The organism is Niveibacterium microcysteis (assembly GCF_017161445.1).
GTDB lineage: Bacteria > Pseudomonadota > Gammaproteobacteria > Burkholderiales > Rhodocyclaceae > Niveibacterium > Niveibacterium microcysteis.
Genome location: NZ_CP071060.1, coordinates 89427 through 104206, shown reverse-complemented (window position 1 = coordinate 104206; position 14780 = coordinate 89427). Strand labels below are relative to the sequence as shown.

Here is a 14780-nt window from a genome sequence, read left to right as displayed (position 1 = left end):
ACTGCAGAACGATCTGCACCAAGGCGCTAACTTCGTCACGGGGGACGACACACACCAACGTTTTGCCTATGTCATTTGGCTATATTTTCGGATTCTCGGAATTGCCTCGCAGAAGGTAATCGTGATTCGGCTGTGCACGCGCGAAGTTCTCAAACGAAACGGAGAAATCGATGAAATGCGTGACACGATGGTCCACCCTCGTTCTGCTCGCAGCGCTCGCTGCCTGTGGCGGAAGTGGCGGCGGCAGCACTCCCGCGGCACCAGAAGCAGCGAGCTATACGCTCACGGAATCGCTGGTGACGACTCTGCCGAAGGAAGAACTCGCAGCACTGACCAGCAAGGAATATCTCCTCTATCTGCCGCCCGACTACAAGGCCAGCGAAGACAAGAAATGGCCGTTGATCGTCTTCCTGCACGGTTCGTCACCGTCGGCGGAGGAGCCGAAGACAATGGCGATGCTCCGCAACGACGGCCTGATGTACGCGATCACCCAATCCGGCGTTCGCCCCGCGGCAATCGTCGTGGCGCCCTTGTCCAAGGAGTTCCAAGGCTTTCGTCGCGAAGCCGTCGACGCGGCCATCCGGGACGTCCAGGCCCGCTACAAGGTCGACCCGAACCGCGTCAGCCTGACCGGCATGAGCCTCGGCGCGATCAATGCTTGGAACATGAGCCTGAGCTGGCCCTACCGCTTCTCGGCCGTCGCCCCTGTCGCCGGCGGGCTCTATGACGAGGTGATGAATCGCCACATCTACGAGGATCGCTTCTGGGGCCAAGCCTTCAAAGCGCTTGCCGCAACGCCCTTCAGGGTATTTCACGGATCACGTGATACCGCGGTCCCGATCGAATATGCGGAGCATGTGGCTGGCCTGCTCGCTGCGGCTGGCGGCAACGTGGACTTCCGCCGCACGGACACCGACCACATCGGGACCGCCGGGTTCGCATTCACTCAGGCGCTTGCCGATTGGCTCGTGTCGCAACAACGCAGCAGTGCCAGCAGCGAGCACCCCCCTATCGACGGACCAGAGCGCTACACAGGTCGCTTTTACTCAAAGGCGTACGACCGGAACGGCCACCCCCTCGATAGCTGGGTGGAGGTCTCACAGGACACAATGTCTACCCTAAAGGAAACCGGTGACGGCTGGGGGGTCGCGCCGTTCACCCTTGTACATCTTGGCGACTCCCGCTTCATGAACCCCTTCGGGGCCATATTTTGGTTGGGCAGTCCCGACCCCGAAACGCACCAGATGCAATGCTGGTACTCCCTACATGCACCGATATTCGGCGACGGCAGCTACGGCATTTCCGGCGAACCCAGACTTCCTTCAGGTGGTCCGTGTTAGGCGCCAGTACCACCGCTAGTCCGTAAGGCCAGGGCTGCGATCAGCATGGCGCACATCAACCACGTGCGCCACGCCCCCACAAAGCAGCCATCCGCTGGCAACCTAAAGCCAGTCAGGCGCCCTTTCTGGCTCGCGCCGGGTCAGATGTCTGCACTAGCTGCTGCGACAGACGCATCGCCGGAACGGCCGCAATCGCGAGCGAAGCGACGGACTGGTAGCCAACCAACGTGCTGCCTACCGTTGCGGCGAAACCTGCTATAGCGATCAGGGCAGCGACGAAGGCTTGGGTCGGGCGGATGCGAAGGGCGTTCATGGCGGTCTCCTGTCTTTCACTTGGGGGCAGCATCGGTGCTGCGTTGAGTGAAGAATGGATGAGCGCCTTGATGGCCGCGAGCGGCCTGCGATGAACTGCAGCCGACGCGGAACAGGTTGCAGAAAACCGGCCGCAGACGGCGTGGGCCGCCTGCGGTAGCGGTGTCAGTAAAGGGTGCGCCCGTCGCCCAGCAGGTAGGCGTGGCAATCCACGGCCGCCTGGTCGCAGTGCTCGATCCAGGTGTCTCGGATCTCGGGGTTCCAACCGTCGAACCAGTCGGCGTGCACCGAATAGCCGGCCGGCAGCGACAAGTCGTCGGACGCCAAGCGCCAGTTCAGCGGTGCGTCGGCAGTGCGGACGAGGTAGAGCACGTTGAGCGTGATCTCGGGCAGCGCGACCGGATGCGTGGCCGGGCAGCCGCTGCCGGTGGGGTAGGCCATGTGGCTCTTGTGGTTGGCCGAATCAAGGTTGACGCCGTCCCAGCACTGCGGGAAGCGCACCGACATCTGCACGTTGTCGCCCACCGCGCAGTTCGGGATGGTGGCGAAGTGTTCCGGCGAGCTGCGGCAGGACCAGTTGGCGACGTCCTGCGCGCCCTTGGCCTTCATGTCGCCGGCGATCATGCGCAGGCCGGCGGGCATCGGCTTCACATCGGCCGCCTTCACGCCGCCGTAGCCGGTCTTGTAATACCAGATCGGGTCGCTCGGCACGATCGGTTTATGGCTGACCGTATCGATCAGCGCAGGCACCCAGTAGGCCGACCGGTTTGCGATGCCGCCCGCACAGGTGGAGTTGCCGCTGCCGGCGAGCGAATGCGCGGTGGAATACGCGTTGGTGCCGGTGTTGCCAAAGAAGGCGTGCAGGTGCGACATGCCGGGCTTGCCCGGAAACACGATCGGATCGTCGAACGCCATGTGCGAGAAACCACAGATGGTGCGGAATGCGCCGACGCCGTCGGCGGAGGGCGTGCCGAGGTCGGTAGTAGGCTGCACCCGCAGCTCGCCATAGCCTTCGGTACCCATCGGAATCGCCGAGAGGTCGATCTGCGGGCACATCCCGCCGGCGTAACAGACATTGGGCGCCGCGATGGTGCCGGTCATCATCACGTCCGACACTTCACAGCGCTTCGTTTCACCGGGCGCCGGGTCGCTGCCAAAGTTGGCCGCGCTGCAATGCCAGCCGGGGAAGCTGTTGAGGTAGCGCTGGATCACCCACTTGCCGTCGGTACCGTAGCGGATCTCGCGCAGGCCCTCGAATTCACACCCGCCAAAGTATTCAGCGCTGCACGGCGACCATGAGGTCGCGGCGACCGGGTTGAGAACAGGGCGTTCGGCAGGGATCTGGCCGCTGGCAGGCGGCGTGGTGCCCCCGCTTGTACCGCCCGGCGTCGCAGTGTTGCCGGTGTCGCCAGCGCCGCCACCGCCGCAAGCCACAAGCAGCACGCAAGCCGTGGCGACAACCGCCAGGCCGGCCCACCAGGCATTCATTCGATCTTCGATTCGCATTGCTCGGCGCTCCGGCAGGCTGGATTCGGGCGCGCAGTGTAGCGAAGCTGGTAGCGCCTATGACAAACGGCTGACGAGCGGTGCGGCGTCTGCCCCGGCAGCTGTCAGTCCGGGCAGGGCTTATGGATTCGATGGTCCGATGCAGGATTGGCGGCCAGCTTCTCAGCCGGGCGTCGCGGGCGCCGCAGCAGTTCGCCACCACAGTTGGGGCAGAGGCCCTGCAGGCGGTGATCGGCGCAGTCCGCGCAGAAGGTGCATTCGAAGCTGCAGATGCGGGCCTCGGTGCTGTCGGGCGGCAGGTCGCAATCGCAGCACTCGCAGTTGGGGCGGAGCTCAAGCATGTTCGGCCACCTTGCCGGGCTGCTCGCCGGTCGCGAATTCAAAGCCTTCATCGGCCCAGCCGGTGATGCCGCCGATCATCTCCTTGACCGGCAAGCCCAGTCCGGCGAGCCGCAGCGCGGCCTTGTTGGCGCCGTTGCAGTGCGGGCCGGCGCAATACACCACGAACAGCGCGTGCGCCGGGAAGCGGCGCATCACGCCCTCGGTGATCTTGCCGTGCGGCAGGTTGATTGCGCCCGGAACATGCCCTTGAGCGTACAGCGCCGGGCTGCGCACATCGAGCAGCACGAAGTCCGGCGCGCCGGCGGCGAGGCTGGCGTGAACATCCCAGCAATCGGTCTCGAAACCGAGGCGGGCGGCGAAATGGCGCAGGGCTTCATCGGGCGACGCGGCTGGAACAGTTGCAACCGGGCTTGGCATGGTGGGCTCCGAACGGGTTTGGGTGCTGCAATTGTGGCCAAGCACGACGGCACGCTACAGTGGCGGCAACGACACAGACCGGTGCATTACCGCCAACATGAACGCCACGCCTCTGGTTCTCGCAGTGCTGCATCCGCGCGTTGCCTTGTTCGAACTGGGAATCGCCGCGGAGCTGTTCGGGCTCGCGCGACCCGAGCTGGGCGTGCCGTGGTACCGCTTCGAGACCCTCGTCGCCGGCGAGGCTGCGGCGCAGGCCGTTGGCTCACTGCGGCTGACCAGTGACGGCGACATGGACGCCATCGACCGTGCAGACCTGATCGTGATTCCCGGTTGGTCCACCGACGCCGCGCCGCCCCCAGCCGAACTGTGCGACGCACTGCAGCGTGCCGATGCGCGCGGCGCGCGCTTCATGTCGATCTGCTCCGGCGCATTCCTGCTGGGCCATGCCGGCCTGCTGAACGGGCGCCGCGCGACCACGCACTGGCGCCACTGCGAGCGTTTTGCCGCACTGTTCCCGCAGGTTCGGCTCGACCCGGATGTGTTGTATGTCGATGAGGGCCGCATCCTCACCGCGGCCGGCAGCGCAGCCGGCATCGATGCGGGCCTGCACCTGATCGCGCAGGACTACGGCAGCGCAATCGCCAACCGGGTCGCGCAGCGCATGCTCGTCACGCCGCATCGCGACGGCGGCCAACGCCAGTTCATCCCGGCCGCTTACCCGCAGCGGCGCAGCCAGCGCTTTGACGCGGTGCTCGCATGGGCGGAAGCGCATATCGCCGAGCCGCTGAGCGTCGCGACACTCGCCCGGCGTGCCACGATGAGCGAGCGCAGCTTCCTGCGCCGCTTCCAGGACGCCACCGGCCTCACGCCGATGAGTTGGCTCAGCCAGCTGCGTATCGGAAGGGCCCGCGCGATGCTCGAATCGGGCGACGCGCAGCTGGAGGCCATCGCCACCGCGTGCGGCTATGGCTCGCCGGAATCGCTGCGCGCTGCGTTCCGCCGCGAAGTGGGGCTGTCACCCGCCGCCTACCGGCAACGCTTCAGGATGCGCAACGCACCGGGCGCAGCGGCAATCACGCCCCCCTAGCTCGGCGGCTGCATCAGTGCGCCCCGCTGCAGCCGGTTGCGACACAGGCGCTGCGGCTGAAAATGCGCCAGCAGGGCTTCGATCAAGGCTTCGGCGCGCGCGGAGTTATCCGCCGAGTAATTGCAGACGTAGGCATCGAGCGTCACCCCGCGGAGCTCCGGCCAGGTGTGAACGGCGAGGTGAGATTCGGCCAGCAGCAGCACGCCGGTGATGCCGGCGGGCGCGGTGTCCGGCGCAGGGAAGCGGTGGAACAGCTCCGACACCACGGTCAGCCCCGCCGCCAGCGTCTCAGCCCGGCAGACCGCGGCGAGCGCGCCGGTATCGGTCAGCAGCGTCTGATCGCAGCGGCAGTCGAGCAGGTCGGCGGTGAGATGAAGTCCGTGCATCGCGGCAGTTTGTGGGGGTCCGGCTGCGATGGTGCCACAGCAGCGCGCCAGATCGCAGTATGCTGATAGGGTCAGCGGGCTCCGCCGTCAACGTGGTGCTCGCCGCCCCGATCCAGCCAGGAGTCCGCATGGACGTACTGCACGATACAGCTCGGCCCGCCCAAGGAAGCGGCTTGGGGCAGGTCGCCGACACACTGATGCACCTTGGCCCGCGCCGCGGCCTGCTGCTTGCCACCGCGTTCGCGGTGCTGCTGTCGCTGGCGCTCACGCTCGCGGCCTATGTGGTGGTTGGGCGCCTGCCAGGCGTCGCCCCCTTGCTGATCGCCGCGCTTGCGCCACTGATCGTGATCCCGCTCTGCGTGGCGCCCTTCCTGCGCCTGCTGCACACGCTCGAGTCCATGCGGATGGAACTCGCCCGGCTGTCGCAGATCGACGAGACCACCCACACCTACAACCGCCGCTTCTTCCTGCAGATGGCGCAACGCGAGTTCGACCGCGCCCGCCGCTACCACCACCCGCTCGCGATCGTGATGCTGGAGATCGAAGACTTTGCCGCCATCGTCGCGCGGCACGGCCATGTCGCGAGCGACGCCGTGCTGCGGCGCATGGCGGGCATCGCACTCGGCAGTACCCGCACGCTCGATGTCGTTGCGCGCTTCGAAGGAGCGCGCTTCGCGCTGCTGCTGCCCGAGACCGACGGCGCCGCCGCAGACCTTGTCGCCACCCGACTGGCGCATGAACTGGCGGGCGACCCGGTGCAGTGGACCGGGGGCGAGATCATCGCCAGTGCGCGTAGCGGCAGTGCCCAATTGCAGCCAGAAGACGAAGCGCTCGACAGCGTGCTGCGGCGCGCCGAACTCGCGCAGCGCCGCCACTAAACCCGCTCACACGCCACGCTGGCGTTGCACCGCCCAGACTGCCGCTACAACCCCGGCGAGCATCAGCGCCATGCCGGCCAGCGCCGGCAATGCGGGCATCTCCGCACGCCACAGAAAAGCGTAGGCAAACGCCGCGAGCGTTTCGAACACGATCAGCTGGCCGCTCAGCGCGGCAGGCAGCAGACGACTCGCGCGGTTCCAAAGCAAAGTGCCCAGCCAGGATGCAAACAGGCCCATCGCCAGCATCAGCATCAAGTAGCGCTGCGGTTGCGGGCCGAACGGCAGCGCGTAGCCCGCTGGTCGCGCCACAGCAAGCGTCGCGACAAAGCCGAACAGCGCGAGCGGCAGCGTGGCGAGCCCCTGCGCCGTGGCCCAGGTGCTGGAACCCAGCGTGGCATGCTGCTTGAGCCAGCGAGCATTGCGGATCGGATACCAGGTCCAGCACAGCAGTGCGCCGAGCGCAAACAGCACGCCAAGGCCGTAGTGGCGCCCGGCGCCCGGCGCGAGGCGGGCGAGTTCCTGCTGATTGACGAGCCCGATGCCAAGCCCGATCAGACCCAGCGCCGGCAACAGGCTGCGCCAGGGCAAGGTGGCGTCGCGCGCATTGCTCAACAGCGCAATCACCACCGGCAGGGTGCCGATGATCAGCGTAGGCAGGGGCGCATCGGCAAGCTGGATCGCGCTCGCAAGACACAGGTAGTAGAGGATGTTGCCGGCCAGCGCCAGCTCGAAGGCCATGCGCCAGTCGGCGGCACGCAAGCGCGCCAGCGCGGCTCGGTCGCGCCAGGCGAGCGGCAGCGCGATCAACCCGAAAGCCAGATAGCGCCCGAACGCAAGCAGGGTCGGCGGATAGTCGGGGAGCATCCGCGGCGCGACAAATACGAGCCCCCACAAGAGGCCCGCACCCAGCGCGCACAGCACGCCGGTGCCAAGTGCCTGCTTCATCCGGTGACTCGGCGCAGCCAGCGTTCCAGCGTGGGCAAGCCGTTCGGAAGACGTGGTGGCGCCAGCGCGAGTCCCAGCAGCACGCCGCAGCTGTTTGCCAGCATGTCGAGCGGATCGTAGGTGCGATACCCCGTCATGCCCTGCAGGAATTCGAGCACCACGCCCATCGACACAAGCAGGCCCAAGGCAAGGAAGCGCGAACGCCGCGCGTACAACAAGCGGGTGAACCAGCCTGCCAGCGTGCCGTATGCGATGAGGTGGCCGCTCCAGTTGCCCGGATCGCCCGGCACTTCGGGCGGCTTGGGTTCGAGCGAAAAGAAGATCACCAGGGCGACAAGCGCCCAGCCCATGCCCCACCACAGGCGCGCACGCTCGAAATGCGGGGCGCTCATCGGTCCGCTCATACCGCGTCCTCGCGATAGATCGCCACCTGCGCGGCACCGCCCTCGCTCACCGCTGCGCGATACATGCCCTCGCTGTTGAATGGCATTGCAATTTGACCGTTACGGTCGACCGCGATCACACCACCGGTACCACCAAGCTCGGTCAGCGTCTCACGCAAGGCCGATTCGGTCGCTTGCGCGAGCGATTGCCCGGCCAGGCGCATGCGCGCCGAGATCTCGTGCGCGACCGCGCCGCGCACGAAGGATTCGCCGTGCCCGGTGCATGACACCGCGACGGTGTCGTCGGCCCAGGTGCCGGCACCGATCACCGGGGTGTCGCCAATGCGGCCCGCCATCTTCGCCGTACGCCCGCCGGTGGAGGTGGCGGCAGCGAGGCACCCCGCCGCGTCGCACGCGACTGCACCGACGGTGCCGTGGCGTACCTGCTCGGAGGCCTCACTCTCGCGCCCGCCCGCCGCGATGCGTGTCAGCTCCTGCTGAAGCGCCTGCCAGCGCGCCTCGGTGTAGAAGTAGTTCGGCAGATCGAGCGCCAGACCACAGCGCTCGGCGAATCGCTCGGCCGCTTCGAAGCCAAGGGTGACATGGGGCGTGCGGCGCATCACCTCGCGCGCCAGCTTCACCGGGTTCCGCACGCGTCGCAGGCCGGTCACCGATCCGGCCGCGCGTGTGCTGCCGTCCATCACGGCCGCTTCGAGCTCAACGAAGCCGGCCTCGTTGAACACCGCGCCGCGCCCCGCGTTGAAACGCGGGTCGTCCTCCAGTGCCACCACGGCCGCCTCAACCGCATCGAGCGCAGGGCCGCCGCGGCGCAACACCGCATGACCGGCTTCGAGCGCGGCCGCAAGGCTGGCGCGCAGCGCGACCTCGTCGCCGGCGCTCAAGTCACAGCGCCGGATCGTGCCGGCGCCACCATGGATCGCAAGTGAGAAACGCATTGTCGACTCGACACGTGGGGGGTTTGCAATTGTAGGCGCTGCGCGGCGCTTACATCTGATTGCACCTCCACCCGCGGCAAGCGCACATCGCAACCGCGCAGCCACTAAGGTGTTGCGCTTTCATCGACGCGGTCTCTTGAACATGTTGCGCGCCTCAGTTTCCAGCCTTCTTGTCGCGGTAGTCGTCGCCGGGTGCGCGACGCAATGCGGTCCGGACGAAAGTCGTCGAGGGCCGCCATCGGGTGAGGGGCGATCGCAGCGTGGAGGCCCTGGCGGGCCCGGCGGGCAACGCGGCGGCGCAATCGAGCAGCCGCAGGATTCGCTCACGATGCAACTGGAGCTGCTGCACGATGCGCTGCGGTTGGATCGCCGTCAGGAGGCGCTTTGGCTCGCCTATACCGACCGCCTGCAGGCGCTGTTGTCTGACATGCAGCGCCCGCGCGCCGTATCGGCGCAGGGTGACGCACTGCATCGCGTGGAGGACCGCATCGCCCCCTTGCGCAACCGACTCGCCGCACTCGATCAGATCAGCGCCGCAGCGGGCGATCTCTACCGGGTGCTCGACGAACGTCAGCGCAGCGTCGCCGATGAAATGCTGCCGGCGACGGTGCCATTGCTTGCCGACCGGATCGAGATGGAAAACAGCCGCAACAGCGACATGCGTGGCCCCGGCGGCGGTATGCAGCAGGGCGGCCAGGGGCAGCGCCGCCGCCGCTGACGTCATGCCGTGCCCTAGTGCAGCACGCGCGGCCCGGTATAGAGGCTGACCACCTCGGCGCCGGTCAGCGTGACCTCGCCATTGCGGCGGTTGTCGCCGGTATCGGAATACTCGAAGCGGTAGGTACGCTGCAGGCGCAGCTGGCCATCGTCGTTGCGGGCCAGCCGCAACTTGGCGATCGCCACCGTCTCGTCGAGCAGCTGCAGGCCTTCGCGCTCGCACTGCCGGCGCGCCGCGACAATGCCTGCATCACGCGCGCGCAGGCTATCGAGCCAGAGCCAGACCAGGCCGGCGAGCAGCAGCAGCGCGGTGAGTTCCCAGCCGCCAATCATGGGCGCTTCACACGGATCGTGGCGCCCGCTGCGCGGACGACTTCACCGCCAACGAGCTTGCGTTTCTTGCGTGTTTCGACCTCGCCGTCGACCGTGACGACACCGTCGGCGATCATGGTCTTGGCATGGCCGCCAGACTGCGCAATGGCCAGCAGCTTGAGCAGATCGCACAGCGCGACATGCTCGCGGGTGAGGGGGAAGACGTGTTCGGACATGATCAGTGCGCGAAGTGGGGCCAGCGCCTAGCTTACCGCGTCCGCTGCCTTATCATCCGTCACCCGATGCAGCGCCGCGCCAAGATGATTCGCCCCGTCCTTCAAGCCCTGATTCCGGCCCTGCTGCTGGCCGCCTGCGTGACCGCGCCACAGGGTCTGCCGCCCGAGAGCCCGTCGATCGAAACCCCGCCGGCGCCGCAACCAGGCGCAGCGCCGGGCATCGTGATTCCGCCGGCGGACGCAGGTCGGCCTTTGCCGCCGGTCGTGCCGGTTCCACCACAACAGCCACCACGCCCGCCTTATCCCTCAGAGCGCGAGGGCGTCGCGCAGGTGCTGCGCCTGATTCCACCCAAGGCTACCGACCGCAACGGCTGGGCAGAGGACATCTTCCGCGCCTTTGCCGCGCAACAGCTTGCGCCGACCCAGGCGCAGTTCTGCGCCGCAATCGCAGTGATCGAGCAGGAGTCGAGCTTCGTTGCAGACCCGCCGGTGCCGGGCCTCGGCCACATCGTGCGCGAGGAGCTCTACCGCAAGGCCGCCGGCTACCTGGTGCCGCCAGTCGTTGTCGACATGGCCCTGCTGAAGCCCTCAAGGGATGGCCGCAGCTACGGCAAACGCATCGATGCGCTGCGCACCGAGCGGGAAATGAACAGCCTGTTCAACGAGATGGTCGCCGAGTTGCCGGACTTCGCGAAGGCGCTCGGCAACAAGAATCCGATTCGCACCGGCGGGCCGATGCAGGTGTCGGTGAGTTTTGCCGAGGACTACCTGCAGACGCATCGTTACCCGTATCCGCGTCGCGGCACGGTACGCGACGAGGTGTTCACGCGGCGCGGCGGGGTCTATTTCGGCATCGCCAACCTGCTCGACTATCCGGCGAGCTATCCGTCGCCGCTGTATCGCTTCGCCGATTTCAACGCCGGCCGCTATGCGTCGCGTAACGCGGCATTTCAGGCCGCGGTGGCACGCCTTTCGGGGCGGAAGCTCTCGCTGGATGGCGATTTGCTGCGCTATCGCGATGGCCAGGCCTTGCGCGAGCAGAGCAGCACCGAGCTTGCGCTGCTCGATCTGGCGGGCAAGCTCGGCCTGAACGCCAGCGAGATCCGGCGCGATCTGCTGCTCGAAAAGTCGGCGGCTTTCGCACAGAGCCCCTTGTGGCTGCGTGTGATGGCGCAGGCGGACCATGTCGCGGGCAAGCCTGTGGCGCGCGAGTTACTGCCGCAGATTCAACTGCAGAGCCCGAAGATCACGCGCAAGCTCACCACCGAATGGTTTGCAAAACGCGTCGACGGCCGCTGGCAGGCCTGCATGCAGCGCTGAAATTAAAAAAGCCCGCATTAAGCGGGCTTTTTCTCGAGTGGCCGGGGTTCAGCCTTTCGGGCGTGCCGAGTAGAGCTTGCATTCGCCCTGACGGATCCAGACTTCCTGGCCCTTGTGAGCGAGGTTCGACGAGAGTTCGAGCTTCTGGTCGTTCGGGCAGTTCTTGTTGCCCTTGCCGTCGGTGATGAGGAATTCCATCATCGTCGCGCCCTCGCCGAGTGCAACGTCGTAGAACACGCCGTAGCCATCCTTGCGGTTGAAGCGCCAGTTGCCCGGCCACTTCGGCGCGCCGTTGCGCGGGCCTTTCCATGCGTAGACGCCCCAGCCCTCGTAGTCCTTGTTGTCGCGCGCGTAGTGCACGCGCAGCGTCCACGGCTGCAGGCCGGTCGGCTTTTCCGGCAGATCGGCCGGATCCTGTTCCTGAGCAAAAGCCGCCGAAGTGCCAAGCAGCGCAACGGCAAGCAGCGAAATCATTGTCTTTTTCATGGTGTCCGGAGTCCGGTGTGGTCGATCTGGGAAATTTTCTCAGGGGATTGCGTCCCGAATCTTGATCGTAGTTGCCTCTCCGGGTTTCGATCAAGAGCCGCGACGCCGGCTGACAACAAATTGCAATGCATCGGGCAGGAAGGCGAGGCAATCCGCCTCGAAATCGTCGTAGGCAGCGTGCAGCTCGGCGATCGCCCCCGCAAGCGGATTCGGCTGCCGCGCGCGGCGCAGGCTCATGCCATCCAGCGCGGCGCCGACATGCTCGGTCTCGACATAAGCGGCAAGCCAGTCGTGCCGCTGCATGCGCGGCAGCACCACGGCAAAGCTGGCAGGCAGCGCCGCGGCCCGGTCCGTGGCTTCGGCATAGAGCTGGGCGGTGAAGAGCGTCAGCGGCGAAGAATGGAAACGCGACCAGTGGCGCGCGAGGAAATGGTCATAGAAGAGATCGACGAGGATGCCGGCGTAGCGGCGCCGCTCCGCGCTGACACGTGCGCGGCTCGCGCGGAAGGCCGGATGCTGTTCCGCCCACACGTCGATCGCGCGGTGCAGCGCGACCCCGGCGGCGAGATCCGGCGGCAGATCGCCAGGCAACGGCCCCTTGACGAAGTCACCGGCGAGCCCGCCAACACGGTCGGCCGCCGCGTCCCCGGCGAGCCAGGCGTGGGCGAGGTAGTTCATGACAAGCTCTGAAACGCACTCATGGTGCGAGGGTGCGCGCATGCCGGCCTTTCGCGCAAACCCTGCCTGAGCAGACTTGGCTTGTTGCAGGTCAATGCGCCCTCCGTTGCAGCTCGCTAGCGTGGCCGGACGCGCTGCGGGCGTCTGTCGCCCTTGCGGCCGGAAACCGGGGGAGGTGGATGATGGGATTGGGGAATACGGATCGGCAATTCGGGCCGGTGGCGCGCGCGCTGCACTGGTGGAGCGCGCTTCTGGTAATCGGCGCCATCGCGCTGATCGAGGCCAAGGGGTGGTTTGAGAAAGGCAGCGACACGCGCGCCTTGCTCGGTCTGCTGCACATGCAGGCCGGCGCGCTGATCTTGCTGCTGACCGTGCCGCGCATCGTCTGGCGCTTCACGCAGCCGCTGCCCCCCATCACCCCGGCGCCGCCGCCGTGGCAGGACGGGCTCGCGCATCTGATGCACTTCGTCTTCTACGCCGCACTGATTGCACTACCGGTCAGCGGTGTGCTGATGAAGCAGGCCCATGGCGACGCCGTGGTGTTGCTTGGCATGAGCCTGCCCGCGCTGATCGCGCCCGACCCGGGCCTGCGCGAGTATCTGCATGAGCTGCACGAACTGCTGGGCAACGCGATGATCGCCTTGATCGTGGCGCATGTGGCGGCCGCAGTGGTGCATCACCGCGTGCAGCGCGACGACACCCTGACACGCATGTTGCCGGGTAAAGGCTGAAACGCCGTGCATTTCGGCCAAAGGATTTGTGCTCAAATGCCGTAAAGTCGGTTTGTTACACATTACGCACGAACTCCCCCCGAGATGATCAACCGCGTCGAACTGCATTCGGCATGGAATGCATTGGTCCAGGCTTGGCGCCCGGTCTGGCAGGCAAGCCATGACATGGCCCGCTGGCAGGCCTTCGCGACGCATTGCGAACGGCTTGCGCAGCTGGCCCATGCGGGGGAGCTGGCGGCGGTTGAAACCGCGATGGCACCGCTGGTGGATTTCCTCGCGACGCTGCGCACGCCAGGGGACGCCGAGAAGGCGCGGGTCGATCAGCTGCTGCCCGGCGTCTTCGCGGCCGTGCGTTCAGCGCTCGCCGAACGCGCCCGTCAGCCGGAGCGTGTGCCGGGCGATGACAGCCTTCCGCTGGTCGTGATGCTGGCGCGCGACGGCCAGGCCTACACCGACCTGGCCCAGCAGATGGAACACTACGGCTACAGCTTCAAGGTGTTCAGCCAGTATCGCCACGGCGTGCGCTACGCCGCGATGAACCGCGCGGTGGCAGTGATCGCGGAACTCAGCGGCGAGCTCGACGCGGAAACCACGGCGGTCATCACCGAGATGAACCGCTGCAATCTGAAGTGGTTCGCGCTGTCGCCCGAGGGCAGCTTCAACATCCGGCTGCAGGCGGTGCGGCACGATGCGCAGGGCTTCTTCGTTGCACCGATGTCGGTGTCTGCGCTGGTCGACGCGGTCGATCCGCTGGCCTTCGAGTACAAGGACGAGCCTTACCGCGTGCTCACGCTGGACGACTCGCCCACGGTACTTGCAACCGTTGAACGCATCCTCGGCCAGTTTCCGAACATCCATGTGCGCGGCCTGCGCGAACCCTCGCGCATCCTCGAAACGCTGATGGATTTCGCGCCGGATGTGCTGCTGCTGGACTTCCACATGGACGGCTGCACCGGCCTTGAAGTGGCGCGCATCATTCGCCAGAACAAGGCCTTCGAGTCGATCCCGATCGCCTTCCTGACCAGCGAGACCAGCGAATCGATCCAGCAAGAGGCAATGCGCCAGGGCGGCGACGACTTCCTGACCAAGCCGATCTCGGCCGCGCAACTGGTGAACGCGGTGGTGAGCAAGGCCGAACGCTATCGCGGGCTGCGCCGCCTGATGGTGGAAGACAGCCTGACCGGTCTCTACAACCATGTGAAGACCAAGACGCTGCTGCAGCAAACGCTGCTGCTGGCTGACCGTCAGGGCGTGCCGGTGAGCTACGCGATCCTCGACATCGACCACTTCAAGCAGGTGAATGACACCTACGGACACACCACCGGCGACAAGGTGATCAAGTCACTCGCGCGCTACCTGCGCTTGCGCATGCGGCGCTCGGACGTGGTTGGCCGATACGGCGGTGAAGAGTTCGTCGTGGTGCTGTTCGACAGCACGCCCGAAGACGCACTGGAACGTGTCGAAGCCCTGCGGCGCGGCTTCAGCGGAATCTTCCACCAGACCGATCAGGGCCTGTTCGCGGCAAGCTTCAGCGCCGGCATCGCACACTTCCCGGCCTACCCGACGATGATGGAGCTGATGGTCGCGGCCGACGATGCGCTCTACGCCTCCAAGCGCGCCGGGCGCAACCGCTGCACGCTGGCGGAACGCAGCATCCCGGACTGACCTTCGGGCGCTCGCTGGCGGTTCGCCAGCGTTGCAGCGCCCAATCCGATCCCGCTGCACCGACGCGGCGGCCCAGGCCGCCA

19 protein-coding genes are annotated in these 14780 nt (G+C 66.6%); 7 read left to right on the top strand and 12 right to left on the bottom strand.

Annotated elements, in window-relative coordinates; all coding sequences use genetic code 11:
• The first annotated feature begins 170 nt into the window (after nt 1-170).
• Nucleotides 171-1340 (top strand): carboxylesterase family protein, encoded by a 1170-nt coding sequence (locus JY500_RS00455; protein ID WP_206254687.1) that lies wholly within the window; start codon nt 171-173, stop codon nt 1338-1340.
• Nucleotides 1341-1452: 112 nt separating this feature from the next.
• Here the strand turns inward: JY500_RS00455 and JY500_RS00450 are convergent, their stop codons facing one another.
• The 4 genes from JY500_RS00450 to JY500_RS00435 form a co-directional block, all read right to left on the bottom strand.
• Nucleotides 1453-1653 (bottom strand): hypothetical protein, encoded by a 201-nt coding sequence (locus tag JY500_RS00450; protein WP_206254686.1) that lies wholly within the window; start codon nt 1651-1653, stop codon nt 1453-1455.
• Between the two features lie 164 nt (nt 1654-1817).
• Nucleotides 1818-3158 carry a DUF1996 domain-containing protein gene (locus tag JY500_RS00445; protein WP_206254685.1) on the bottom strand — a complete coding sequence of 447 codons (1341 nt, stop codon included), beginning with the start codon at nt 3156-3158 and terminating at the stop codon, nt 1818-1820.
• Nucleotides 3159-3262: 104 nt separating this feature from the next.
• On the bottom strand, nt 3263-3499 hold the full coding sequence (locus tag JY500_RS00440; protein ID WP_206254684.1) for a DUF1272 domain-containing protein: 237 nt from the start codon (nt 3497-3499) through the stop codon (nt 3263-3265).
• The gene (locus tag JY500_RS00435) at nt 3492-3917 is read right to left on the bottom strand and encodes a rhodanese-like domain-containing protein (RefSeq protein ID WP_172201967.1); all 426 of its coding nucleotides are present in this window, start codon (nt 3915-3917) and stop codon (nt 3492-3494) included. The genes JY500_RS00440 and JY500_RS00435 overlap by 8 nt, the downstream gene beginning before the upstream one ends.
• 97 nt (nt 3918-4014) lie before the next feature.
• Here JY500_RS00435 and JY500_RS00430 point away from each other — a divergent pair, with 97 nt between their 5' ends.
• A complete protein-coding gene (locus tag JY500_RS00430) occupies nt 4015-5004 on the top strand; it encodes a helix-turn-helix domain-containing protein (RefSeq protein ID WP_206254683.1) in 990 nt (329 codons plus the stop codon).
• Here JY500_RS00430 and JY500_RS00425 read toward each other — a convergent pair.
• Nucleotides 5001-5390 (bottom strand): S-adenosylmethionine decarboxylase family protein, encoded by a 390-nt coding sequence (locus JY500_RS00425; RefSeq protein ID WP_206254682.1) that lies wholly within the window; start codon nt 5388-5390, stop codon nt 5001-5003. The genes JY500_RS00430 and JY500_RS00425 overlap by 4 nt on opposite strands.
• Nucleotides 5391-5518: 128 nt before the next feature.
• On the opposite strand from JY500_RS00425, the gene JY500_RS00420 reads away from it, so the two are divergent.
• The gene (locus JY500_RS00420) at nt 5519-6268 is read left to right on the top strand and encodes a GGDEF domain-containing protein (RefSeq protein WP_206254681.1); all 750 of its coding nucleotides are present in this window, start codon (nt 5519-5521) and stop codon (nt 6266-6268) included.
• Between the two features lie 6 nt (nt 6269-6274).
• Here JY500_RS00420 and JY500_RS00415 read toward each other — a convergent pair whose 3' ends face one another.
• From JY500_RS00415 to JY500_RS00405, 3 genes are read right to left on the bottom strand one after another with little or no spacing between them, the layout of a single operon-like run.
• A complete protein-coding gene (locus tag JY500_RS00415; RefSeq protein ID WP_172201976.1) occupies nt 6275-7213 on the bottom strand; it encodes a DMT family transporter in 939 nt (312 codons plus the stop codon).
• Nucleotides 7210-7605, bottom strand: coding sequence for a VanZ family protein (locus JY500_RS00410; protein WP_206254680.1), 396 nt, complete (start codon nt 7603-7605; stop codon nt 7210-7212). The genes JY500_RS00415 and JY500_RS00410 overlap by 4 nt, the downstream gene beginning before the upstream one ends.
• A gap of 8 nt (nt 7606-7613) precedes the next feature.
• Complete coding sequence (locus JY500_RS00405; protein WP_206254679.1) at nt 7614-8552, bottom strand: isoaspartyl peptidase/L-asparaginase family protein; 939 nt, start codon at nt 8550-8552, stop codon at nt 7614-7616.
• A gap of 328 nt (nt 8553-8880) precedes the next feature.
• Between JY500_RS00405 and JY500_RS00400 the strand changes: the two genes are divergently transcribed.
• Nucleotides 8881-9270 (top strand): hypothetical protein, encoded by a 390-nt coding sequence (locus JY500_RS00400; RefSeq protein ID WP_206254678.1) that lies wholly within the window; start codon nt 8881-8883, stop codon nt 9268-9270.
• Nucleotides 9271-9284: 14 nt separating this feature from the next.
• Here JY500_RS00400 and JY500_RS00395 read toward each other — a convergent pair whose 3' ends face one another.
• Nucleotides 9285-9602 (bottom strand): DUF3301 domain-containing protein, encoded by a 318-nt coding sequence (locus tag JY500_RS00395; protein ID WP_216661859.1) that lies wholly within the window; start codon nt 9600-9602, stop codon nt 9285-9287.
• Nucleotides 9599-9817, bottom strand: a complete 219-nt coding sequence (locus JY500_RS00390; protein WP_172201984.1) for an RNA-binding S4 domain-containing protein — start codon at nt 9815-9817, stop codon at nt 9599-9601. The genes JY500_RS00395 and JY500_RS00390 overlap by 4 nt, the downstream gene beginning before the upstream one ends.
• 84 nt (nt 9818-9901) lie before the next feature.
• Between JY500_RS00390 and JY500_RS00385 the strand changes: the two genes are divergently transcribed.
• A complete protein-coding gene (locus JY500_RS00385; protein ID WP_206254677.1) occupies nt 9902-11137 on the top strand; it encodes a DUF1615 domain-containing protein in 1236 nt (411 codons plus the stop codon).
• A 48-nt stretch (nt 11138-11185) separates the two neighbouring features.
• Here the strand turns inward: JY500_RS00385 and JY500_RS00380 are convergent, their stop codons facing one another.
• Together JY500_RS00380 and JY500_RS00375 are read right to left on the bottom strand one after the other, a co-directional pair.
• Nucleotides 11186-11623, bottom strand: a complete 438-nt coding sequence (locus JY500_RS00380) for a pullulanase-associated domain-containing protein (RefSeq protein ID WP_206254676.1) — start codon at nt 11621-11623, stop codon at nt 11186-11188.
• A 90-nt stretch (nt 11624-11713) separates the two neighbouring features.
• Nucleotides 11714-12301, bottom strand: a complete 588-nt coding sequence (locus JY500_RS00375; RefSeq protein ID WP_206254675.1) for an acyl carrier protein phosphodiesterase — start codon at nt 12299-12301, stop codon at nt 11714-11716.
• A gap of 188 nt (nt 12302-12489) precedes the next feature.
• On the opposite strand from JY500_RS00375, the gene JY500_RS00370 reads away from it, so the two are divergent.
• Both JY500_RS00370 and JY500_RS00365 read left to right on the top strand, forming a co-directional pair.
• Complete coding sequence (locus tag JY500_RS00370) at nt 12490-13032, top strand: cytochrome b (RefSeq protein WP_206254674.1); 543 nt, start codon at nt 12490-12492, stop codon at nt 13030-13032.
• Between the two features lie 84 nt (nt 13033-13116).
• Complete coding sequence (locus JY500_RS00365) at nt 13117-14697, top strand: GGDEF domain-containing protein (RefSeq protein WP_172201989.1); 1581 nt, start codon at nt 13117-13119, stop codon at nt 14695-14697.
• Nucleotides 14698-14780: the final 83 nt, after the last annotated feature.